This window comes from Amycolatopsis sp. SB7-3, assembly GCF_041021335.1.
Lineage (GTDB): Bacteria > Actinomycetota > Actinomycetes > Mycobacteriales > Pseudonocardiaceae > Amycolatopsis > Amycolatopsis japonica.
In genome coordinates this window covers 1,321,383-1,343,827 of sequence record NZ_JBFPJQ010000002.1, presented here as the reverse complement: position 1 = coordinate 1,343,827, position 22,445 = coordinate 1,321,383, and the positions used below count along the sequence as shown (strand labels likewise).

At 69.3% G+C, this 22,445-nt stretch carries 14 protein-coding genes and 1 pseudogene; 9 read left to right on the top strand and 6 right to left on the bottom strand.

Translation table 11 applies throughout. From position 1 onward, the window contains the following. The first annotated feature begins 55 nt into the window (after nucleotides 1–55). A complete protein-coding gene (locus AB8M46_RS24235; protein ID WP_394361682.1) occupies nucleotides 56–853 on the top strand; it encodes an alpha/beta fold hydrolase in 798 nt (265 codons plus the stop codon). Here AB8M46_RS24235 and AB8M46_RS24230 read toward each other — a convergent pair. Further along, nucleotides 834–1,745 (bottom strand): LysR family transcriptional regulator, encoded by a 912-nt coding sequence (locus AB8M46_RS24230; protein WP_394361681.1) that lies wholly within the window; start codon nucleotides 1,743–1,745, stop codon nucleotides 834–836. The genes AB8M46_RS24235 and AB8M46_RS24230 overlap by 20 nt on opposite strands. 96 nt (nucleotides 1,746–1,841) lie before the next feature. Here AB8M46_RS24230 and AB8M46_RS24225 point away from each other — a divergent pair. Continuing rightward, nucleotides 1,842–2,846, top strand: a pseudogene (locus tag AB8M46_RS24225) (MFS transporter); the annotation flags it as partial. Nucleotides 2,847–2,866: 20 nt separating this feature from the next. Here AB8M46_RS24225 and AB8M46_RS24220 read toward each other — a convergent pair. Continuing rightward, nucleotides 2,867–5,674, bottom strand: a complete 2,808-nt coding sequence (locus tag AB8M46_RS24220) for a BTAD domain-containing putative transcriptional regulator (RefSeq protein WP_394361680.1) — start codon at nucleotides 5,672–5,674, stop codon at nucleotides 2,867–2,869. A gap of 124 nt (nucleotides 5,675–5,798) precedes the next feature. Between AB8M46_RS24220 and AB8M46_RS24215 the strand changes: the two genes are divergently transcribed. Then, complete coding sequence (locus tag AB8M46_RS24215; RefSeq protein ID WP_394361679.1) at nucleotides 5,799–6,284, top strand: hypothetical protein; 486 nt, start codon at nucleotides 5,799–5,801, stop codon at nucleotides 6,282–6,284. An 84-nt stretch (nucleotides 6,285–6,368) separates the two neighbouring features. On the opposite strand, the gene AB8M46_RS24210 is transcribed toward AB8M46_RS24215, so the two are convergent. Continuing rightward, a complete protein-coding gene (locus AB8M46_RS24210; protein ID WP_037348237.1) occupies nucleotides 6,369–7,181 on the bottom strand; it encodes an SAM-dependent methyltransferase in 813 nt (270 codons plus the stop codon). A gap of 171 nt (nucleotides 7,182–7,352) precedes the next feature. Between AB8M46_RS24210 and AB8M46_RS24205 the strand changes: the two genes are divergently transcribed. From AB8M46_RS24205 to AB8M46_RS24185, 5 genes are all read left to right on the top strand, one after another. Beyond that, the gene (locus AB8M46_RS24205; protein ID WP_394361678.1) at nucleotides 7,353–8,696 is read left to right on the top strand and encodes a cytochrome P450; all 1,344 of its coding nucleotides are present in this window, start codon (nucleotides 7,353–7,355) and stop codon (nucleotides 8,694–8,696) included. Nucleotides 8,697–8,772: 76 nt separating this feature from the next. After that, nucleotides 8,773–9,822 carry an alpha/beta hydrolase gene (locus AB8M46_RS24200; RefSeq protein ID WP_394361677.1) on the top strand — a complete coding sequence of 350 codons (1,050 nt, stop codon included), beginning with the start codon at nucleotides 8,773–8,775 and terminating at the stop codon, nucleotides 9,820–9,822. Between the two features lie 105 nt (nucleotides 9,823–9,927). Continuing rightward, entirely contained in the window at nucleotides 9,928–12,042 is a 2,115-nt protein-coding gene (locus AB8M46_RS24195; RefSeq protein WP_394361676.1) for a putative bifunctional diguanylate cyclase/phosphodiesterase, read from the top strand. Nucleotides 12,043–12,145: 103 nt separating this feature from the next. Then, on the top strand, nucleotides 12,146–13,729 hold the full coding sequence (locus AB8M46_RS24190) for a substrate-binding and VWA domain-containing protein (RefSeq protein ID WP_394361675.1): 1,584 nt from the start codon (nucleotides 12,146–12,148) through the stop codon (nucleotides 13,727–13,729). Between the two features lie 8 nt (nucleotides 13,730–13,737). Further along, nucleotides 13,738–15,483 carry a hypothetical protein gene (locus AB8M46_RS24185; RefSeq protein ID WP_394361674.1) on the top strand — a complete coding sequence of 582 codons (1,746 nt, stop codon included), beginning with the start codon at nucleotides 13,738–13,740 and terminating at the stop codon, nucleotides 15,481–15,483. Here the strand turns inward: AB8M46_RS24185 and AB8M46_RS24180 are convergent. Next, nucleotides 15,477–16,181, bottom strand: a complete 705-nt coding sequence (locus AB8M46_RS24180) for a class I SAM-dependent methyltransferase (RefSeq protein ID WP_394361673.1) — start codon at nucleotides 16,179–16,181, stop codon at nucleotides 15,477–15,479. The two genes, AB8M46_RS24185 and AB8M46_RS24180, sit on opposite strands and share 7 nt — an antisense overlap. A gap of 40 nt (nucleotides 16,182–16,221) precedes the next feature. On the opposite strand from AB8M46_RS24180, the gene AB8M46_RS24175 reads away from it, so the two are divergent. Next, complete coding sequence (locus AB8M46_RS24175) at nucleotides 16,222–20,148, top strand: alpha-(1->3)-arabinofuranosyltransferase (protein ID WP_394361672.1); 3,927 nt, start codon at nucleotides 16,222–16,224, stop codon at nucleotides 20,146–20,148. On the opposite strand, the gene AB8M46_RS24170 is transcribed toward AB8M46_RS24175, so the two are convergent. Both AB8M46_RS24170 and AB8M46_RS24165 read right to left on the bottom strand, forming a co-directional pair. Then, nucleotides 20,116–21,057, bottom strand: a complete 942-nt coding sequence (locus tag AB8M46_RS24170; protein ID WP_394361671.1) for a hypothetical protein — start codon at nucleotides 21,055–21,057, stop codon at nucleotides 20,116–20,118. The genes AB8M46_RS24175 and AB8M46_RS24170 overlap by 33 nt on opposite strands. A gap of 118 nt (nucleotides 21,058–21,175) precedes the next feature. Beyond that, nucleotides 21,176–22,387, bottom strand: coding sequence for a lipopolysaccharide biosynthesis protein (locus AB8M46_RS24165; RefSeq protein ID WP_394361670.1), 1,212 nt, complete (start codon nucleotides 22,385–22,387; stop codon nucleotides 21,176–21,178). Between the last annotated feature and the right edge of the window lie 58 nt (nucleotides 22,388–22,445).

Sequence of the window (22,445 nt, the reverse complement as noted above, 5' to 3'; positions counted from 1 at the left end):
CGTCGGCTCCGACCCAGTGCCGAAGCTAGAGTGAAGCGACCCTGCGGAGGACCTGATGACCACCTCGTTCGAGACCGTGACTTCGGCCGACGGCACCCCGATCGCCTTCGACCGCACCGGGGAGGGCACGCCGGTGATCCTGGTCGGCGGCGCGTTCAACGACCGGACGACCGTCGCCGGCCTGGCCGCGACGTTGGCGCCGGAGCACACCGTGATCGCCTATGACCGGCGTGGCCGGGGCGACAGCGGTGCCGGCGCGGTTTATTCGGTGGAGCGCGAGGTCGAGGATCTCGCCGCGCTGATCGAGCACGTGGGTGGTTCGGCGGCCGTGTTCGGGCATTCGTCGGGTGCGGTCCTGGGGCTGGAGGCGGCCGCCAGAGGCGTCGCCATGACCAAACTCGCCGTGTACGAGCCGCCGTACGTCGTCGACGACAGCCGGGAGAGGCCCGCGGCCGACCTCTTCGACCGGGTCCGTGCCCTGATCGCCGACGGCGACCGCGACGGCGCGGCGGAGCTGTTCCTGGTCGAGGGGACGGCGACGCCGGAAGAGGTCGTCAAGGGCATGCGGGACGACCCGTTCTGGGCGTGGTTCACCGGTCTCGCCCACACGCTGCCCTACGACCTCGCGCTCTGCGGTCCCGGAAACGTGCTGCCCGCGGACCGGCTGGCCAAGATCTCGGTGCCTACGCTGGTCATCGACGGCGGGGAGAGCGACGCCTGGATGCGGGCGGGCACCCGCGCGGTCGCCGACACGGTCCCCGGCGCGCGCTACGCCACCGTCGCAGGTCAGGACCACGGCGTCCTGCACCACCCGGACACCTTGCGCGAGCTGCTCACCGGGTTTCTCGGCTGACGGGCTCGGCCTGTTCGAGCAGTTCGGCCAGCGCGGTCAGCGAGGGGCTGACGTGGCCGGTCCGCCAGACGAGACCGAGCTGGCTGGACTCTTCCAGACCGCGAACCGGGACATAACGCAGATCGGTGCGGGTGTGCTGTTCCGTCAACGGACGGCACACCAGCATCGCGTGCGTCCCGGACGCCGCCAGCGCCATGCCCTGCTGGACGGTGGTGATCCCCGCCGTCGAAGGAATCGGCGTGCCCGACGGAGTGGCGGGCGGAGTGCGCGCGGCCTTCCAGTAGCCGGGGCCGTCACCGGCACGGTGGAGCAGGTCGAGTTTCGCGAGATCTTCCGCATCGATCGACTCGCGCTCCGCGACGGGGTGGTCGGCTCCGACCATCACGTACTGGTCTTGCGGCGGGAACCGGAAGCCGACCGTGAGCTCGCTTTCGTGGACCGGGAGTTCGGCGATGACGGCGTCGATCTCGCCGTCCAGTACGGCGGTGAACGGTGAGCCGAGCGGGACGTCGTGGGTGTGCACGGCCACGCCGTGCCGCTCGCGTAGCGCGCGGAAGATCGAAGTGACCTCCTCGTAGACCATGCCGGTGAAGCCGACCCGCAGTTCTTCGACGGCGCCGCGCATCGCCCGTTCACGCGCGCGTTCGAAGGTGCGGAGCAGCGTGCGATAGGCGGGCCGGATCTCTTTGACGAACTGCGCGCCGGCGCGGGTGAGCCCGACCTTGCGGCTGGTGCGCTCGACCAGCCGCGCGCCGACCTTCGTCTCCAACGTGGCGATGAGCTGGCTCACTCGCGATTGCGAGTAGCCGAGCCGTTCCGCCGTACGCCCGAAATGCAGCTCCTCCGCCAGCGTGAGCAGGCATTCGATCTGCTGCAGATGCGCCTGGTGCATCCTCGGAAGATAACACCGGATCGATGAGCTTTCCTCATCGATCGATGAGGAAGACGTCGTTGTTCGCGGGTGCCGCGCGGTGATGGGCTGGACGGCATGAGTTCCTCTGTCTCTCACCCGCATCCGGTCCTGTCGCGATGGGCCGCCGTCGGCGTGCTGACGCTGAGCACGTTCCTGGTGGTGACCGCCGAGATGCTGCCGGTCGGGATGCTCACCCCGATGGCGGACGGTCTCGGCATCTCCGCGGGGGCGACCGGGCTCAGCCTGACCGTCACGGGTCTGGTTTCGGCGGTCACCGCTCCCGTGGTGCCGCGGCTGCTCGGGGATCTCGACCGTCGCAGGGTGCTGGCCGCGGCCGTGGCGGTACTGGCCGTCGGCAACGGGCTGACCGCGATCGCCGTCGATTTCGGGCTGCTCATGGTCGCGCGGATCGTGCTCGGTGTCGGCATGGGCGCCGTTTGGGGAATGGCTTCGGCCGTGGCCATCAGGCTGGTCGCGGCTCGCGACAGCGCGCTCGCGGTTTCGTTCACCGTCGGAGGCGTCGCCGCCGCCTCGGTGCTCGGAGTGCCGTTGGGCACGTTCGTGGGCAACGCTTTCGGCTGGCGAACGGCCTTCTGGTCGCTCGCGGTGTGCGCGTCGCTGCTCGTTCCCGCCTTACTGCTGGCCTTGCCCGAGCTTCGCCGTCCCGCGGTCGTCGAAGAAACCGGAGCCGGACAGCGCCGCTCGTTGTTGCGCCCCACCGTGGTCACCGGTCTCGCCGTGGTGGTTCTGCTGGTGACCGCGCATTTCGCCGCGTACACCTACGTGCGTCCGGTCCTCGAAGAACTGCCGCGGATGCCGGCGGGCGTGATCGCGTCGCTGTTGCTCGTCTACGGCGTCTTCGGGCTGATCGGCAACTTCGTGGCCGGAGCCGCGGCCGGGCGCAAGCCGCGGGCGACCGTGCTGCTGCTGGCGGCCGGAATCGCCGTCGCGCTCGGTCTTCTGGCACTTTTCGGTGCCTCCGCGCTCGTCGCCGGGGTCGCGATCGCCCTGTGGGGGATGGCCTACGGCGGACTGTCGGTCGGCGGGCAACTGTGGATGACCGCCCTCGCGCCGGATCGCGTCGAGCACGTCACCGGTCTCTACGTCGGCGTGTTCACCGGTTCGATAGCCCTCGGCGCTTTCGTCGGCGGCTTGGTCGTCGAGGGCGCGGGTGTCGTGCTGTTGCTGTGGAGTGCGGCGGCGCTCGCCGTGGTCTCCCTGCTGGTGGGTTCCGTGGGCAGGCCCATCGCGGCGTAGTGCTCCCGCGCGGCTGCGGCCTGCCCCAATCCGGCCAGCGCGCGGGCTTCCTGCAACCGGTAGCCGATCCGCTTCGCCGTTTCGAGCGCGAGCCGATGCCGCCTGAGGCCCGTCTCCGTCTCGCCGAGCGCGAGGCAGGCGGTGCCCAGGCTGTTGGCCGCCATCGCCAGCAGCAACGGATGATTGAGCCGCGTGAGGATCACGCACGCGCGTTCGGCCTGGTCGCGCGCGTCGCCAGGGCGATCGGCGAGCAACAGGGCGTCGGCGAGGTCGATCCGGCTCCACGCCTCGCCGAACAGGTAGCCGAGATCCCGCGAGGCGGTGATCGATCGTTCGATGACCTCGAAGGCCTCGCCGAAACGGCCGAGCCGGGACAGGACGAGGCCGAGCTGGGCCGAACTCAGGATCACGCCGCGCTCGTCTTCGCGCAGGTCCACCGCCCGCCGGGCGGAGGCCAGCGCGTCATCCAGCCTGCCGAGGACTTCCTGGGCGTTGCTGAGATTGGTCCACAGCGTGGCGGCGCCGGTCTCGCCGACGACGGCCAGGCCGTCCCGGTAGAACCGGATCGCCTCGGGGTAGCGGCCGAGCATGCCGTGCAGCGCGCCCGCCCTGGACAGCGCGATCGCCTCGGCCTCGCGATCGCCGGACGCGCGGACCACGTCCAGCCGTTCTAGCGCGCAGTCCATTCCCTCGGTGAGCCGCCCGTTCTCCCAGAACGCCAGGGTGAGGCTCGCCAGGCTCAGCTGGATCGCTCGCGGGTCACCGATCCGGCGGGCGGCGGTGATCCCCGTCCGTGCCACGGCGAGCAGTTCGTCGAGATGCCCACTTTCCCGGAGGTGGTCCGCGGTGTCCACGGCGATCCGCCAGGCGTACTCGTCCAGACCGGTGTCGAGCGCGTGCCGGGTCACCGCGACGAGGTTCGCCCGTTCCGTCCGGTACCAGTCGGGGCCGCCTCCGTCGCGGTAGTGATCGAGGAGCCGGCGCACGGCAGGGCCGGATTCCTCGTCGCGGGCGGCGTTGCGGGCGTGCTCGGCGATCAGGTCGTGGAACGCGTAGCGGCCCAGTGCCGGCTGCCTGACCAGGTGGGCGTCGAGCAGGTCCTCCAGCAGGTGTTCGGCCTCGCGCTCCCCGATGCCGGCCAACGCGGCGGCTGCGGGCACTCCGATGTCGGCACCGGGATTGCGCCCCAGCAAACGGAACATGCGCTGTTGCGCGGTATCGAGTTCCCGATAGGACAGTGCGAAGGCCGCGGCCACGTCGCGTCCGGCGACCTTCAGTTCGGCCAGCCGGTCGTGTTCGGAGCCCAGCCGCTCGGCCAACGTCTGCACGGTCCATTGTGGACGATTCTGTAACCGGGCGGCGGCGATGCGGATCGCCAGCGGAAGGTTGCCGCACAACGCGGCCACCCCCGTGTCCGGTCGCCCGGACGCCGCCGCGAACAGGGCACCCGCCTCCTCGTCCGGCAGCACTTCGAGGCTGATCGACGCGGCGCCGTCGACCGCGGCGAGGCGGCGCCTCCCGGTGACCAGCAGGGCGACCGTCGCCGAACCCGGCACCAGCGGTCGCAGCTGTTCCGCGCTCGCGGCGTTGTCGAGCACCACGAGCAGCGACCGGCCCGCCGTCCTGGTCCGCCACAGCTCGGCCCGCCGGTCGACACCGCCGGGAAGCCGCGAAGCCGGGACGTCCAGCTGCCCGAGCAGGGCTTCGAGCGCGGCCTCGGGCGGAAGCGGTTCGCGGGCGGGGGAGTGGCCGTGCAGATCCACGAACAGCTGCCCGTCGGGGAAATCGGCGGCGAGCCGATGCGCGGCGTGGACGGCGAGCGACGTCTTGCCGACACCGGCCATCCCGTCGACGACGACCGGGCGGCCGAGCCGGACGGCGTCGAGCAGACGGCGGATCTCGGCCTCGCGTCCGGTGAAATCCGGGACGTCGTAGGGGAGGAAGCAGCGGGTCTTGCCGTATTCCGGCTCGTCGCGCAGGATCCGTTCGTAGAGCTCGCGCAGCTTCGGGCCCGGATCGATCCCGAGCTCCTCCACCAGTCGCGTTCGCGCCTGCCGGTAGACGTTCAGCGCGTCGGCCTGTCGGCCCTGCTGGTGCAGCGCGCGCATGAGCAAGCCGGCGAACGGTTCCCGGAGCGGGTGTTCGGCGACCAAGGCCGTCAGCTCCGCGACGGAGTCTTCCCCGGCGGAGATCTCTTCGTCGAGGCAACGTTCCACAACGGACAGACGACGCTCGTCGAGTTCCTCGGCTTCGCCTCGCAAAGCGGCACTGTCCACACCGGACAGAGCCGGTCCGCTCCAGCACGCGAGAGCTTCACGGAACTCTCCGCGCGAGATGTGCTCCTCGAACGAGCGCAGATCGAAGGAGCTCGGACGCAGGACGAAGCCGGGCCCTTCGGCGGTCAGGACGTCGTCGGCGGCACCCTCTGCGACGAGCGTGCGCTTCAACGCGGTGGTGAGGTTGCGGATCTGGCGGGTGGCGGTGGCGGGCGGATCCTCGTCCCAGACGACGTCCACCAGCCGCGAGACCGAGACGACGCGATCGGCGCCGAGCAGCAGCGCGGCGAGGATCCGCTCCTGCCGCGGGCCGGCCAGTTTCACCGGCCGTGCCCCGTTCCGGCATTGCACCGGCCCCAAGATCCGGAACTCCATCGCACCCCCTTCCGCGAGGTTAACCGGCCACGCGCCCGGGCCGGTGCGGAAGTGATGCAGCTGTGATGCGCCGTCCGGCGAGCCTTCTCTTGGACGGATTACGGGACGTGATGAGGAGAATCCCATGCGCAAGCGCTATTACGCGGCGTTGGCCGGGCTGGTCGTGGCCGCGGCGGGAATCGGTGTGCCCGCAGCGGCGGCGGGAGAGCAGCAGGCCGAGTCGGAGCGGCAGGCGTGCCAGCGCTCGTTCGACCGCGCGGTCTGGGAGGACATGGACAGCTACAACAAACGCGACGAGGCCCGCTACCGGGCGATCATCCACCAGAACATGGTGACCGTCGGGCGCAAGGGGCAGCTGTTCATCGGCTACGAGGCCAACGTGGAGCCGGTGGTCGACGTGCAGTTCAAGCTCCCGTACGAGTGGAGCATGCCGTGGACGGTGACCCACACCGTCGTCGAGGACTGCAAGATGGGCTACGCGATCCTCGACGCGTACTACAAGGTGCCGTCGCAGAACATCAACCGGCACTACACGATCAGCCTGACGCTGGTGCGCGAGCACGGTAAGTGGCAGGTCATCAAGGACACCGTGACCGACGTGCTGCCCTGAGCCGGGGGAGGCGAGGGGAAACGTCAGGAAAGGGTCGTTCAGGACGAAATATGTCCTGAACGACCCTTTCCTGACATCCTGGGCTCAGGGTTTCCGGCCGACCCCGGCGTACGGCAGCGAGTTGATCTCAGGGTCTTCGGACATGTCACCGGCGCCCTGGGGATTCCACATCGCGCAGCCGACGACGCCGGGCTCGATGACGTCGAACCCCTCGAAGAACGAAAGCACCTGGTCGTGGGTCCGCGGGATGGGGTCGTTCTGGGTGCTCTTGTACGCCTCGATGGCCTCGTCGAGGCCGCTCGAGTTCGCGTCGGCGGCGACGTGCGAGATCGCCAGGAAGCTGCCTGAGGCCATCCGCTCCCGATAACGGGCCAGGATGGCGTGCGGCTCCCACGAATCCGGCACGAAATGCAGCAGCAGCAACATGAACAGGCCGATCGGCTGGTCGAGGTCGAGCAGTTCCCTGGTCTCGGGCGCGTCGAGGATGTCGTTGGCGTCGCGGAGATCGGCCTGGATCGCCGCGCACCGGTCGTTGCCGCGCAGCAGCAGTTTGGCGTGTGCCACGGCGACCGACTCACGGTCGACGTAGACCACCCGGCAGGACGGGTCGATCCCCTGGACGATCTCGTGGAGATTGCCGACGGTCGGGATACCGGAGCCGATGTCGAGGAACTGCCGCACCCCCGCCTCCACCATGTGCAGCGCGGCACGCCGCAGGAAGGCGCGGTTGAGCCGGGCCGCGTCGCGGATACCCGGCATGATCTTGAGGATCTGTTCGCCCAGCTCACGGTCGGCCTGGAAGTTGTGGTCGCCGTTGAGCCAGTAGTCGTAGACCCGGGCGGGATTCGGCACGGTCGTGTCGACCTCGGGAGGCACCCAGCTCAGGTTCGAAGTCACCGTCGTCGCCGCCGTTCGGTTGGGATCCGTGGGGGCACAGGAGTCTAGCGGTCTGGCGGGACCGGGCTGCCATCGTCCGATCGTGTGGATGTGCGGCGGCGGAAGCCTCGCCGCGGCCTCGCGGCCCTAAGGTGGCCGGGTTCACCGTCCAGGCACCGGGAGACGAGCACGATGGCAGCACCTCCGGACGTCGCCGTCGCACCGGGCCGGTGGCCGGTACTGGGGCATACCGTGCCGATGCTCCGAGACCCGCTCAAACTGTTGTCCTCGCTGAGTTCGCACGGCGACGTCGTGCGGCTCGACTTCGGTCCGATGCCGGTCTATCTGGTCACGACGCCGGAGCTGGCGTGGCGGTTGCTCGCCGTCGACGCGGGGAAGTTCGACAAAGGCATCGTGTTCGACAAGATGCGGCCGTTGTTCGGCGACGGCCTCGCGACTTCCAACGGTGCCTTCAACCAGCGGCAACGACGGATGATGCTGCCCGCATTCCAACGGAGCCGGATCGCGCTCTACGCCGAGACGACGATGACGAAGCTCGCCGTAGACCTTGCCGACTCGTGGAAACCGGGCGAGGTCGTCGAATTCGACCGGCGTATGCAGGATCTCGCGCTGACCATCTCCGGGCGCACGCTGTTCTCCACCGAACTCGGCGACGACGCGCTCATCGAGATCCAGCGGTCGATCCCGATCATGTTGAAGTACGTGATGGTCCGGGCGTTCTCGCCGAAGTTCGTGGAACGCCTGCCGATCCCGGCGAACCGCGAGTTCGACGCGGCGGCCGCACGGCTGCGGCGGGTCATCGGCGACGCCGTCATCGAAGCGCGCGAGAAGGGCGGCGATCAGGGCGATCTGCTGTCGATGCTGTTGCTGGCCGAGGACGACGAGACCGGCGAGAAGATGACCGACCGGCAGGTGGAGGACGAGGTCATCACGATCCTCACCACCGGCGCCGAGACCACGGCCGTCGCGCTCGCGTGGTTCTTCCACGAGATCGGGGCGAGGCCGGATATCGAGCGCCGCTTCCACGCCGAGGTCGACGAGGTGCTGGCGGGCGGGCCCGCGCGGTTCGAACACCTGCCGCGGCTGGTCTACACGCAGCGGATCATCAACGAGGTCGTCCGCCGGACGCCGCCGGTGATCCTGATGCGGCGGGCGCGGGAGGACGTCGAACTCGGCGGCGTGCGCATCCCCGCCGGTACCGAGGTCGCGGTCAGTCAGCACACGGTGCATCGCGATCCGCGCTGGTTCCCCGATCCCGAACGGTTCGACCCGGATCGCTGGGAACCCGAGCGTGCCGCCGAGGTGCCGAAGGGCGCGTTCATCCCGTTCGGTGCCGGTGCCCGGCTGTGCCCCGGACATCAGTTCGCTCCCACGGAGATCGCGTTGGTGGCGGCGACGATCGGCGCGCGATGGCGGCTGGAACCGGTGCCGGGGGTGAAGGTGTTCCCCAAGATCAAAGCGACGATGCAGCCGAACCGGTTGCCGATGATCGCGCGTCCGCGAACCCGAGGCTGACGGTGAACGTTCGATCACCAGGTGTAGGGTTCATGCTCCTTCCGAGCGTCCCGATTCCGGAGAGGGTTCTGTGAGAATGCCGCTCAAACTGGCCACGGCGGTGGCCACCTGCTGCGTGCTCCTCGGCGGTTTCCTGGTCGCGGCCCCGGCCGAGGCCGTCGACGTCCGCTGTTCCGATCTGGATCTGCCGGTCACCGGCCCGCTCGGCGAACCCGCCACGGTGCACGGCCGGTTCTGCCTGCCCGAGGGGCCGGCGCCCGAAGCTGTCCAGTTGCTGGTGCACGGCGGCACCTACAACAGCGCCTACTGGGACCTGCCCTACGACCCGGATCGCTATTCCTACCAGCGGGACATGGCCAAACACGGCTACGCGACGTTCGCCGCGGACCAGCTCGGTTCGGGCGGGAGCAGCAAACCGTTGAGCCTTCCGCTCCTGCTGCCGGTGCTGGCGCGGTCGATGCACGAGGTGGTCGGTCACCTCCGCGCGGGACGGGTCGGCGGCACGCCGTTCGAGAAGGTCGTCATCGTCGGGCATTCGGTCGGTTCGGGGATCGTCGCGGCCGAGGCCTCGACGTATCAGGACGTCGACGGCGTGATCCTCACCGGAATGACGCATCTGCCGTCGGTTCCCGCTCTGACGTTCGGGGTGCTTTTCGGCCTTCAGCCCGCGTTCACCGATGGACGACTCGGTTCGCTGGGCAGCGATCCGCTCTATTTCACGACGAAACCGGGAGCGCGTGCCGGACTGTTCTACGCGATGGAAAATACCGACCCCCAGGTCGTCGAGGCGGACGAGGCGACCAAGGATCAGGTTTCGGTCCCGGGAATGGGGACGGTCGCCGTGTTCGGCATCGTGTTGCCCGCGACGAAAGCGATCCGGGTTCCCGTTCTCCAGGCCGTCGGGTCGGAGGACATCCTGTTCTGCGGCCTTTTCTCGCTACGCGACTGTTCGAGCGCCGAGTCGCTGCGTCCGGCGGAAGCGCCGTTCTACCGGCCCGAGGCCGAGCTTTCCACGTATGTTCTGTCCGGTGCCGGACATTCGCTGGCGTTACATCGCAACGCGTCCCAGTATCGGGACGCCACCCGCGATTGGCTGAGGGAAAAGGTCGGTGTTGCAGTACCGTAGGGTCACCACCCGATTGGGTGACCGTCAAACCGTCAGTACGGCTTCAGAATCGTGGAGGATGTTCCTCCACCACGGAATACGAAAGCGACCCCAGGACCGGCGGACGTGACTGCCCCACTTCCGGACGGCGATGAGTTCCCCGTATCGCCGGACGCCCCGAAGCCAACTTCATCCTCCGCGGCACCGAAGCGGAAGAACGCCGCGCCGACCCGCGCCACGCTGGCCCGCAAGTGGGCCTACCTGGTCACCGGTACGGCGTACCTTCCGTATACCCACGCCCAGATCGAAGAGCATTTCGCCGCTCTGCTGGACGAGGTCTTCGACGCGGTGCTGAGCGGCGACGCCGAGCCCGCGCAGGCCACCGAGGCCGGCGCGCGGCTCGTCGCGCTCAGGTGCGTCGGGCCGGACAGCCTGCGTCGCACGATGGACGTACTCGGCAAGGGGCTGTTGCACGAACCGGAGTTGCGGGGCGTGAAGTCGCTCCCCGAACGGGTGTTGCAGGTGCTCGGCGCGCTCGCGTCCGGCTACGGCGAGGCGTTGCGCGAGAGCATCCAGACGCAGCAAGAGGATCTGAGCCGCACGTTGGTCACGCTCGAACGCGAGACGCGGCGTGAGCTGGTGCTGACCCAGGCGCGTTTCGAGCAGCTGTTCACCGGCTCCGCGACCGGCGTGGCCGTCACCAGGGTCGACGGCCGCGTCCAGCGGGTGAACCCGGCGTTCGCCGAAATGCTGAACCGGCCCGTCGCGGATCTGAGCGGGCTCAACCTCTACGACCTCGTGCACCCGGACGACGCCGACGGCCTGCGTGAGGGCTACCGGAAGCTGCTCGAAGGCGAGAGCCAGCGGCTGGAGATGTCGCGAAGACTCGTGACCGAGGACGAGGAACCGCCGTGGGCCGCGTTCACCGGCGCCGTCATCCGCGACCCGGCCGGTGAGGCCCAGCAGCTGATCACCCTGGTCGACGGCGACACGGACGTCTCGTTGCTACAGCGGCAGCTCAGCCGCCAGGCGCTGCACGATCCGCTCACCGGACTGCCGAACCGGCAGTGCTTCGGCACCCGCCTGGAGAAGGCGTTGCGGCACGCCGACCCGTCCTTCGGCGTCACGGTGTACCACCTCGATCTGGACGGGTTCTCGCTGATCGCGGGCGGGCTCGGCCAGAAACAGAGCGACGACCTGCTGAAGAACGTCGCCGCGAAGCTGCGGGCCGTCGTCGGCGGCGAGGACGCGCTCGTCGCCAGGATCGGCGGCGACGAATTCGGCATCCTCATCCAGAACACCGCGACCAGCCCGGACGTCGCCACCGTCATCGGCATGATCAACCAGGAGCTGTCCGAACCGGTCTACCTCGAGAGCGGAAGCGGCGTCGCGGTTTCGGCCTGTGTCGGCGTCGTGCACCGGCCGCCGAGGGACATCGCGCCGAACGAACTGCTGCGCGTGTCGGACATGACGCTGCGGCGGGCGCAGGCCAACGGCTACCGGCAATGGGCGCTGTCCGATTCGGTGCTCGACAGCCGGGAGCGGCATGAGTTCGGCCTCGCCGTCTCCATGGCGGGCGCCTGGGAGACCGGTGAGATCGAGGTCGGCTTCCGGCCGCTGACGTGGCTCGCGGACAGCAGGCCGGCGGGTATCGAGGCGAGGCTCGCGTGGAACCATCCGCGTCACGGCCGGATCGGGCACGACACCTGCGTCCGCTTCGCCGACGAGACCGGCCTGATCGTGCCGCTCGGCGAATGGCTCATCCGCACCGCCTGCGAGGAATCGGACGACAGGCTCCCGATGGTCGTGGGGCTGACCCCGCATCAGGCCGCCGATCCTGATCTCGTCGGGTCGGTGCGGACCATCCTGGCCGCGACCGGCCTCGGGCCGTCACGGCTCCGGCTGGGCTTTCCCACCGAGGCCGTGCTCTCGGATGTGGGCGAGACGGTCGACAATCTGCACCTCCTCGCCGAGATTGGCGTGGACGCGGAACTGCAGGGCTTCGGCGCGGGCGGCGACGTCGTCTGCCTGGTCGACGTGCCCGTGCGGACGGTCCGGATCGCTCCCCGGCTGGTGGAGCGGCGGACGGAACCACTCGCGGAACGCACGCTGCGGAACCTCATCGACACCGCGAACATGGCGGGCGTGACGGTGATCGCGGACGGCATCGACTCGACCGGCGACGCGGGCTGGTGGCAGTCCGTCGGCGCCCACATCGGCGCTGGACGGTATTTCGGCTAGGCCGTTTGCCGCAACGGGAGGCGCTAAGTTACCCGAGGGTTGACGTTCGCGGGCGGATTGGGCAACATCCCAGGTCCTCACCCCGCACCTCGGAGGCACGCACATGCAGGACGGCCCGAGGCGTGCCGGGCGTTTCAACGCGCCCGTCGTCGTCTTGAGCCTGTTGCTGGTGATCGCGCTCGGCGCCTGGTGGGGCGTCGACTACCTGCGGGCCCGGTTGGCGGGCAACGGATGTGACGCGCTGACGCCGGTCGAGATCACCGCGGCGCCCGACGTGGCGCCGGTGCTCACGCGGCTCGCGAAGACCGTGCCGCAGGAAGAATGCTTCAGTGTCAACGTGACCGCGAGCGAGTCGGCCAAGACCGCCGATCTGCTCGGCACCACCGCCTCCGGCGGGCCCGACGTCTGGATTCCCGAGTCGAGCACGATGTTGTCGCAGGCCAGGGACGCCGGCGCGTGGAACCTGCCGGAATCCGGTCAGTCGGTGGCGAATTCCCCGGTGGTGCTGGGACTTCCCGACGAAACCGCGCGGCGGTTCGGCTGGCCGGGGAAAACCCCCTCGTGGCAGGAGATCCTCGACGGCGCACCGATCGGCATCCCGGATCCGGCGCGCGATCCGCTCGGCGTCGGCACGTTGCTCGCGCTGCGGAAGCTGACCGAGAAGGAGCCCGACCCGGCCGCCGCGTTCACCGCCACCATGCGGAAACTGAACCCGGCGCCGGACCGGTTCCCGGCCGCCTTTCCCACGACCGAACAATCCGTCCTCGCGCGGAACCTGGTGGCGGCGTACCCGGGAGTCCCGGTGCAGGGGTTCGACTACCCGTATGTCGTGCTGCCCAAGGCGTCCGAAGCGTCGAGGACCGCGGCGGAACGCTTCCTGCGGCTGCTGCTCGACCCGCTCGCCGGCGGTATCTTCGCCGACGCGGGATTCCGGGCGCCCAACGGTCAGTTCGCCGTGCCGCGGGCGCGGGACAGCCGGACCGATCCGGCACCGCTCCCACCGGGAGCCCCGCCGGTCGCGGAGCTGTACGCCGTCCTGCAGGCCTGGGCGGGGACGAATCTGAGCGCCCGGGTCCAGGTGCTGCTCGACGTCTCCGGTTCGATGGCCGCCGCCGTGCCGGGCACGGGGAAGAGCCGGATGGACCTCACCCTGCAGGCCGCGACGCAGGGGCTCGGCCTGTTCAAACCCACGACAGAACTGGGTTTGTGGCTGTTCTCGACCAAATTGGACGGTGACAAGGACCACCGTGTCCTGTTGCCGATGAAGACGATCGCCGAGCAGAAGGCCTCGGGTGGTGTCGCACAACTCCAAGCCGTGCGGCCGAAAGCCGGTGGCGCGACCGGGCTCTACGATTCGATCCTCGCCGCGTATCAGAACGCCAGGCAGAACTGGAAACCCGGCCGGATCAACCTCGTCGTCGTGCTCACCGACGGGCGCAACGAGGACAGCGAGACGATCGGGCTGCCCCGGTTGCTGGAGGAACTGGGCAAGCTGCAGGATCCGCGGAAACCGTTGCCGGTCATCGGGATCGGTATCGGGCCGGATATCGACGCGTCCGAACTGCGGCAGGTTTCCACCGCCACCGGCGGGGAATCGTTCACCACTCCCGATCCGAGGAAGATCTCGGACGTCTTCTACCAGGCGCTGAGCAAGATCATGTGCCAGCCGCCGACCTGCAAGAATTGAGGCGATCCGTGGCTCTCCGGGGGAAAAGACCTTCGCCGGTCGCGCTCGCCGCGTTCGTGGCCGGCGTGATCCCGTTCGTCCTGCACGTGTGGGCCGCGCTACGCGGCAGCCTCGCGCAGGACGACTTCGTCATCACTTATCACGCCGCGAAGGCGGGCCCGTTCGACTTCGGCTACTTTTTCCAGGACTACCACGGCCATCTCGCGCCCGGCGGATTTCTGCTCGCCGACGTGCTGACCGCGTGGGCACCGCTGAACTTCGCCGTGCTGATGGCACCGGTCCTCCTGATGCAAGCGGCGGCGTCGGTGCTGCTGTGGGCGGTACTGGTGCGCTGTTTCGGGCGCCGGTGGGGGATTCTCGTCCCGTTCACGATGTTCACGACGTCGACCTTGCTGCTCGTCCCGACGTTGTGGTGGGCGTACGCCATCCAGATCGCTCCCGTGCTGCTGGCCGCCACCGCCGCACTGCACGCGCACGTGCGGTATCTCGCCGACGGCGGCCGCTGGGCGATCGCCACCGTGGCCTGGACCGTCTTCGGACTCGCCTTCTACGAAAAGGCAGTTTTCATCCCGGTGCTGATCGCCGGGATCACCGTGCTGCTCGGGATTTCCCTGCGCCGCCACCTCGTCCTGATGGGTGTCCTCGCCGCCGTCCTCGCGGGCTACGCCGCCGTTTTCCTGGCGTTGACCACGAGCCAGGTCGGGCAAGGTGGCGGTCCGGTGACCGTCGGCACGGTCGCGGACATGACGGGCCGGATGCTCGGGGACGCCCTGATCCCCGGGATGGTCGGCGGGCCCTGGTCGGGGCCGGGCCCCGGCGCGACGTTCGCCGCTTCCCCCGTGGTGGTGCGGATCGTGCTGCTGCTCGTGGCCGTCGCGGTGCTGGCCATCGGGATTCGCGTCGGCGGACTCCGGGCCCGGAAGGCGTGGATCCTGCTGGGCCTGGTGTTCGTGGCCGACATCGGGCTTTCGGCGGCCACCAGGCTCACCGAGGTCGGCCCGGAACTGGGCAGCGATCCCCGCTACGTCGCCGATCTGGCACTCGTCGTCGCGCTGTGTCTCGCTTTCGCCTTCCTGGAACCCAAACCGCTCGACCGGCCTTCGGATCCCGTGCTGTCCTCGGCGAAACGCCCGGTCGCCCTGGCGTTGTGTCTCGCCTTGATCGCTAGTTCCGCCGTGGGTTTCACCCGGCTGGCGCCCGGATTACGGTTCGAACATTCCAGGGATTTCCTCGCCAACGCGCGCGCCTCGATCGAACGGGACCCCGACCTCGTCCTGTTCGACACGGCTGTACCGAACGACGTCCTGCACGGCTGGTTCGGTGAGAACGCCCGTGCTTCCCGGGTGGTCGGCCTGATCCCCGGCTTCCAGTTCGATCAGCCGACCAGCCGGATGTCCCTTTTGGACGATTCGGGTACCGCGAGGACGATCACCGGCGTGGAACCGGTTTCCCGCGGCCTGCCCGGTCCGGTGGCGGGCTGTGGCTACACCGTCGGCGAGCAGCTGGTCCGGGTTCCGTTGGACACGCCCGTTCTCGGCCGGTACCTGCTCCGGATCGACTACTTCACCTCGGACGGTGGCGAAGGGTTCGTGGATCGCGACGGAGCCCGAGTGCCGGTGTGGTTCCAACCCGGTCTGCACACGATGTATCTGCCGATCGAGGGCCTGTTCGACAAGGTCGGCTTCCAGTTGTCCGCCAAGGGTGCTCCGGTCTGCCTCGCCAAGGTCGACGTCGGCAGACCGCTCACTCAGTAGGGGTCGTACGGGCTGTCGTGGCCGAAGATCTTCGCGACGGGAGCCAGGCGCAGCCGCAGCAGGATCTTGATCCCGACGTTGCGTACGAACCAGGGCAGCTGCGCGAGCACGCGCAGCCGGTCCTTCGCTGACGGCGGGGTGAGCCGGAACCGGGCCAGTGACGTCGCGCGGTCGAGGTACGTGTACCGCCGTCCGAAGAGGACTTTCACGATCGTGCCCAGCGTGACACCGATCGAGGAAAAGCAGTCGTGGACCAGGATTTCCCCACCGTCGGCCAGGTTCGCCGACCAGCGCAGGTCGTCGGTGTAGGTCCAGTAGTCGTGTTTGCCGTCGATGTAGAGCAACTGGATCGGGCGGTCCCAGCGTGGGCGGAGCTTCGTGCTGTACTCCGCCACGAGCTCGACGACGTCCTCGACGCCTGCCTTTCTCAGGTTCGCCTCGAACCGTTGGCGTGTCGGCGATCCGCCGAACAACCGGCCGTCGACGAACGGGTCGACGGCGACCACCCGCGCCCCGACTGTGCGGGCTGCGCTCGCGAGCACGATCGTCGAACGGCCCTGGTGGCTGCCGATCTCCACGATGAGATCGCCCTTGTCCAGCCGGCACGCGGCGTTCCACAGGGAGAGGCCTTGATCCCGCGTCATCCAGCCCTTGACGGGTTCGGCGAGCGACCACGCTTCTTCGAAACCGTCTGTCATAGGGCGCATAGTAGCCACGTTTCCGCCTAGTATCTACCGGATGGTAACCCCCGGCGCGCTCGTGAAGAGGCCGAGCACGTGGATCGTGCTGGCACTCACCGTGCTGTCCTTTGTGCAGCGTCCCGGCAGGACGACCTTCGACACGAAACTCGACCTCGCGGTGGATCCGCTGGCCTTCCTCGGCCGGGCACTGCATCTGTGGAATCCCCAGGCGACGGCGGGGGAGCTGCAGAACCAGGCGTACGGCTACCTGTTCCCGATGGGGCCGTTCTTCGCGGTGTGCCAAGCCGTCGGGCTACCGGTCTGGATCGCGCAGCGGCTGTGGTGCGCGATCCTGCTCTCGGTCGCGTTCGGCGGCGCCCTGCTCGTGGCCCGCGCGCTGAAAATAGGGAACGAACGGACTCGGCTGATCGGAGCAGTGGGTTACGCCCTCGCGCCGAGGATGGTCACCGAAATCGGTTCGCTGTCCTCGGAAATGCTGCCCGCCGTCCTGCTGCCGTGGGTGCTGCTGCCGTTGATCCTCGCCGATCGCATCGGCTCGCCGCGCCGTGCCGCCGGGCTGTCCGCGCTCGCCGTGTTGTGCATGGGCGGGATCAACGGCGCGATGGTCGTGATGGCGCTCGTGCTCCCGGGATTGTGGCTGCTGACCCGGAAATGGCGGAGCACGCATGTCGCGCTGGTCATCTGGTGGTTCGTCTTCGTCGTCGGCGTGGTGCTGTGGTGGTTCCTGCCGCTGGTGCTGCTCGGCCAGTACAGCCTGCCGTTCCTCGACTACATCGAGTCCGCGACGAACACCACGGCACCGATGTCGTTGTTCGAGGTGCTGCGCGGCACGAACCAGTGGGTCGCCTACGTCGTGCAGGGCACGCCGTGGTGGCCTTCGGGCTGGGCGCTGATCGACAATCCGGTGCTGATGGCGGCGACCGGGCTGGTGGCCGCGGTCGGGCTGTTCGGCCTCGCGCGGCGTGGGCTGCCCGAACGGCGGTTCCTGGTGCTCGGCGTGCTGACCGGGCTGACACTGCTGACCGTCGGCTACGTCGGGACGCTCGACAGCCCGCTGGCGGAACCCGTGCGGCATCTGCTTGACGGCCCGCTCGCGCCGCTGCGGAACGTGCACAAGTTCGAACCGGTGCTGCGGCTGCCGTTGATGCTGGCGTTCGTCCACGGCATCACGAGCTACGCACCAGCGCTGCGGCGGAATCTGCGGCCCGCATTGGGCGCCCTCCTGGTCGTGGCGATGGCCGCGCCGGTGTGGCTGCTGACGTTGCGGCCGGGGCCGGGCTGGGACGAGGTGCCGGGGTATTGGTACGACGCGATGGGCCACGTCGCCAAGACCGACGCGACCGCGCGCACGTTGCTGCTGCCCGCGACCGGGTTCGGCGAGTACGACTGGGGCCGCACGGTGGACGAACCGGCGCAGGCCATCGCGGACAGCCCGTGGGCGGTGCGCAACCAGGTGCCGTTGGGCTCGGAGGGCAACACCCGCCTGATGGACTCGGTCGACGCGGCCTTGGCCGACGGCAGAGGGGATCCCGGGCTCGCGGCGTTGCTCGCGCGGTCGGGCTACCGGTTCCTGCTGCTGCGCGGCGACGTCGACCGGGCCAAGGTCGGCGCGCCCGATTTCACGACGTTGCGCGCCGGGCTGGCGGGATCGCCGGGGATCGAGAAGTCGGCCCAGTTCGGGCCGCTGGAGGTCTTCGAGGTGAAACGTCCGGTGCCGCTCGTCACCGCGACGTCCACGAAGGACGTTCCGACGGTGAGCGGCGGGCCGGAGAACCTGTTGCCGCTGATGAACTCCGGGCAGCTCGAACCCGGCACGCCGACGGTGCTGACCGGGGACGGCGGCTCGCCGACCGGGCCGAGGCTGGTCACCGACGGGCTGCGCCGCGCCGAACGCAACGTCGGCGGCGTGCGGGACAACCTGAGCCAGACCCTGACCGCCGGGGAATCCCCGCGCCAGCAACGAGCCGCGCTGGACGTCCTGCCGTTCCCGGGTGAGCAGCACCAGACCGTGGCCGCGTACCGGGGGATCCGCTCGGTCACCGCGTCGACGGCGGCTTCGTTCGCGGACGCCTTCGGCGGCTCGGATCCGAGCCACCTGCCGTTCGCCGCGCTGGACGGGGATCCGCGTACCGCCTGGCATTCGTCGAGCTTCACCGGCCCGATCGGGGAGTGGCTCGAAGTCGAACTCGACACCCCGCGGCTGGTGAACTCGGTCGATCTCGCGATGGTCGACGACATCCGCGTCGGCTGGCCGCCGACCAGGATCCGGATCACCACGGACAACGGCTCCGTCGATCACCAGGTCGTCCGCGGTGCGGGGGCGCACACCTATCCGGTTCCGGCGGGGGTGACGCGCAAGGTGCGGATCACGTTGCTGTCGCTCGTGGTCGGCAGGCAGGACGGGAACGTCGGGATCTCGGACCTGAAAATCCCCGGCGTCGAACCGCAACGCGCGCTGGAAGTTCCCGCCGACCTCGGGGCGGGAACGCCGCCGGGGTTCGCGTTCACCCGTGGGCAGCAGCCGAGGTACGCGTGCGTGCCCGGCCGCTGCGACCCCAACGCGGGCCGCGACGGTGAGGAACCGGACGGAATCCGGCGGCTGTTCTCGACGACGTCGCCGAGTGCCTACGAGTTCGGTGGCACCGTGCTGCCGGCGGGCGGTGGCCGCGTGCCGGTGGAGCTTCCGGGCTTGCGGGTTTCGGCGACGTCACAACTGGGCGGGGATCCGTCCGCGAGCGCGTTCGCCGCGGTGGACGGGAATCCCGCGACCGCCTGGCAGCCCGACATCACGGACCTGCGGCCGACGATGACGCTGGACTGGGCGAAACCGCAGACGATCTCCGGAATCCGCGTCGCCGCCGACTCGCGTGCTCCCGCGCGCTTGGAACTGACCACGCCCACGTCGAGCCGTTCCGTCGAACTCGACGCTTCCGGCGCGGCGAGCTTCCCGCCCCTGGAGACGTCGCAGCTGAAGATCGCGTTCGCCGGCCTCGACGACGACCAGCGGACCCGGAACTCGCTCGGGATCGGGAGTCTTTCCCTGACCGGGGCGGAACTTCCCGCTCCGGCCGCGGAATTCGCGCTGCCCTGCGGATCGGGTCCGAACGTCCGCCTGGACGGCTTCGACTACGACACCTCGGTGCGCGGCACACTCGCCGACTTCGTCGCGCACCGGCCGCTGACGCTGTCCGCGTGCCCCGATTCGGCGGGCGGCGTGGACCTGGCGGCGGGCGGGCACGAACTGCGGACCGACCGTTCCGACTCCTTCGTGGTCCAAGACCTCTGGCTCAAACCCGCCGGCCGGGCCGTTCCGCCCGCCGCGCATCGCGCCGTCACCGTGGACTCGTGGGACGCGACGTCCCGATCGGTCACCGTGGCGGGCGGCGACGAGTCCGTTTTGGCCGTTCCGGAGAACGCGAACGCGGGCTGGACCGCCTCGCTGAACGGGACCCCGCTGGTGAAGACGCGCGTCGACGGCTGGCAGCAGGCGTGGATCCTGCCCGCGGGTTCCGGGGGTGTGGTGCAACTGGAGTTCACGCCGGACTGGAAGTACCGGTCGGGTCTGCTGATCGGGGCGGTCGCGATCCTGCTGGTGCTGATCGGGGCGCTGTGGCCGGTCCGCCGTCGTCGTATTTCGGTGGAAGCCGGTTCCGGGCCGGTGGTGCCAGTGGTCCTGATCGGACTGCTGGCCGTACTGGGCGGGATGCTGCCGATCGTGCTGCTGATCGCCGTCCTGCTGGCCCGCCAGTTCAGCGAACGCGCGCCGCGATACCTCGCTTTCGGCGGGATGGTCGTGGGAACGCTCGTCGCGGTCGTGGGGCGGCTGCTGGGGCATGGGCAGGAATGGGCCTATGGGCCGGTGACGCAGGCTTCGCTGCTGCTGGCGGCGGCGGCGATGGTGGCGATGTGTGTGCCTTGGTTCGCGGGCCGCTCAGCCGAGCCGGACGTCGGGCCGCGGTCGTAGGCGAGCGCTGTCCAGCGCCGCTCGGAGCTCGGCTACGACTCTGCCGGGCTCCGAACGCAGTCGTGACGGCAGCGTCTGGACGACGATGATCCCGGCCGCGGCATATCGGGCGTTGCGGGCGAGAGTGTCGCGAAAGCCGGTGTCTCCCGTGTGATGCTCGAGGGAATCGATTTCCCAGGCGAAGCCCAGTTCGTCGCACCAGCCGTCGGGCTGCGCGATGTAGGTGCCGTCCGCGCCGAAGATCTTGACGTTCCACCGGCACTCGGGCAGATCCGACCGCTGCCAGAGACGCCAGGCATCGGCCTCGGCGACCGATCGGGCGCCGCCCAGGATCGGGAGAAGCGCGCTTCGCAGAAGTTCCTTGCCTGTCCGGTGGCCTTCGTCGAGTTCGTCGGCGAGGGAACGCGGCAGGCAGAAACCTCGCTGGACGGACTCGGCCATCATCGCCGTGATCTGGTCCTTGTGCGGTGTCCTTCGCGCCGCGTCGATCACCGCGCGGGGCACCGGAGCCGTCGGGATTCCGGATCGCGGTCTGGGATGGGGGAGACGTCGTGACCGTTCGATGTGGACGAACCCGCGGTTCGCGACCGAGCGGTTCGCGGGGACGAGCACGTGGACCTCGTCGGTGTCCGGGAGGTAGCGCAGTCCGTAACGCTCCAACGCCCGAACGCCGGTCAGGATCGAGCCGGGGCCGGAATGCAGGAGCGCGGCGTGAATCCTGTGCTCGTCGGTGGCCTCGCCGTTCTGGAGCAGCACGACGCCGGGCAGCAGCATTCGCCACGTCCCGCCGGGCTCGCACCTTCGCGAGATCGTCCGGCGCGGCATGCCGATGGCTTCGAGCTGTTTCGCCGTGATCACCTTCGGTCCGTTGGTGATCAAGGGGTGGCGTGCCCAATCTCCTCTACGCACTCGACCAGCTTGGAGCCGATCACTGACAGAACCCGGCGGCTTGGCTTCGTGACCGGACCTTTCATGCGTGACCGTGTGGATTTTGGGACATCTGACGTCCCAAAATCCACACGGTGGCTCACCTCCGCGACCGCAGTTCCAACACCGCCCCAGAAAGCCCCAACCCCCCAGCGCAGCAAGCGGCGACAGTCACCACCTGAGCGGCCGAAGCGTGCAGCCAAGTCGTCACCAGCACCGTCTCCGCCACCACGGTCGTCCACATCAGCACGGTCACCCGCCGGTCACCGGCGGCCAGGCGCGAGAACAGCAGGATCTGCACCAGCGCGAGCATCGAGCCGGCGAGGGCGAACGGCCAGACCGGCATGGTGCTGGCGGCGTAGCCGGAGCCGCCGATGAACGAGAGCAGACGCGACCCGAAAGCAAAAGAAACCAACAGCACGAAGGCGTCCAGGGCGGCGCAGACGGCCAGTGCGGCGGGCAGGATTCGGCGCCGGTCGTCGCCGTTCGCGAAGCGGGGCAGCACCAGGACACCGACGGCTTGGGGGAGCCAGTACGCGATCTTCGTGACGATCGCGCCGAGCGCGTATTCACCTGCTTCCCCAGGGGGGAGGGTGTGGCGCGCCAGCACGAGGTCGAGGTTCACCAGCAGGACCAGCGCCAGCATCGCTTGCGCCGCGTGCAGGACCTCGCCCGCGTGCCAGCCCGCCTTGCGGGGCCGCGGCCGTCCACAGAGGACCCAGCCGCAGAAGATCACCAGGTAAGAGCCGATAGCGGTGCCTGCCAGCGCGCCGGTGGCGTCACCGCCGATCAGCAGGCCGAGCAGCGAGCCGCCGACTTTGCCCGCGCCTTCGAGCGACATGAGCCCGGCCAGCAGCGCGAACCGGCCGCTGCCCTGCAGCAGACCGTGGAAGAGGCCGAGCAGCGTGAGCGGTCCGAGTGTGACGGCGAGCAGCAGCGCGGGCACCACCGAATCCAGGTGCAGCACGAAGACCAGCACCGGCGCCAGGATCAGCCCGATGGTCGCGACAACTGCGCTCGTCGTGAGGCCGAGCGCGAGCAGCGTCCCGCTGTCCTGCGACTCCTTAGACGAACGCAGCCGGGCCACCCGCAGCGCGACCACGGTTTGCAGCCCCATCGCGGGCACGACGCCGATCACCAGCACCGCCAGCAGCGAACTCAGCTCACCGAACGCGCTCGGCGCGAGCAGCCGGGCGGCGACGATGCTCAGCGCGTAGGCGCCGGCGTTGTTCGCGGCCAGCGCGAGCGAGACGAGGATCGCCGCGACACGCTTGTCGGTCCTGGTCTGGTCGACCTCGGCGTCTACGCTCAACAGAGCTCCCATTACCGGCGAGTAATCTCCGCGACCATAACCGCGATCGAGGCGGAAA

Excerpts from the sequence above, each read along its gene's own strand:
- AB8M46_RS24235 (WP_394361682.1), top strand. The coding sequence starts at position 56 with ATGACCACCTCGTTCGAGACCGTGACTTCGGCCGACGGCACCCCGATC.
- AB8M46_RS24230 (WP_394361681.1), bottom strand. The coding sequence starts at position 1,745 with ATGCACCAGGCGCATCTGCAGCAGATCGAATGCCTGCTCACGCTGGCG.
- AB8M46_RS24220 (WP_394361680.1), bottom strand. The coding sequence starts at position 5,674 with ATGGAGTTCCGGATCTTGGGGCCGGTGCAATGCCGGAACGGGGCACGG.
- AB8M46_RS24215 (WP_394361679.1), top strand. The coding sequence starts at position 5,799 with ATGCGCAAGCGCTATTACGCGGCGTTGGCCGGGCTGGTCGTGGCCGCG.
- AB8M46_RS24205 (WP_394361678.1), top strand. The coding sequence starts at position 7,353 with ATGGCAGCACCTCCGGACGTCGCCGTCGCACCGGGCCGGTGGCCGGTA.
- AB8M46_RS24200 (WP_394361677.1), top strand. The coding sequence starts at position 8,773 with ATGCCGCTCAAACTGGCCACGGCGGTGGCCACCTGCTGCGTGCTCCTC.
- AB8M46_RS24190 (WP_394361675.1), top strand. The coding sequence starts at position 12,146 with ATGCAGGACGGCCCGAGGCGTGCCGGGCGTTTCAACGCGCCCGTCGTC.
- AB8M46_RS24180 (WP_394361673.1), bottom strand. The coding sequence starts at position 16,181 with ATGACAGACGGTTTCGAAGAAGCGTGGTCGCTCGCCGAACCCGTCAAG.
- AB8M46_RS24175 (WP_394361672.1), top strand. The coding sequence starts at position 16,222 with ATGGTAACCCCCGGCGCGCTCGTGAAGAGGCCGAGCACGTGGATCGTG.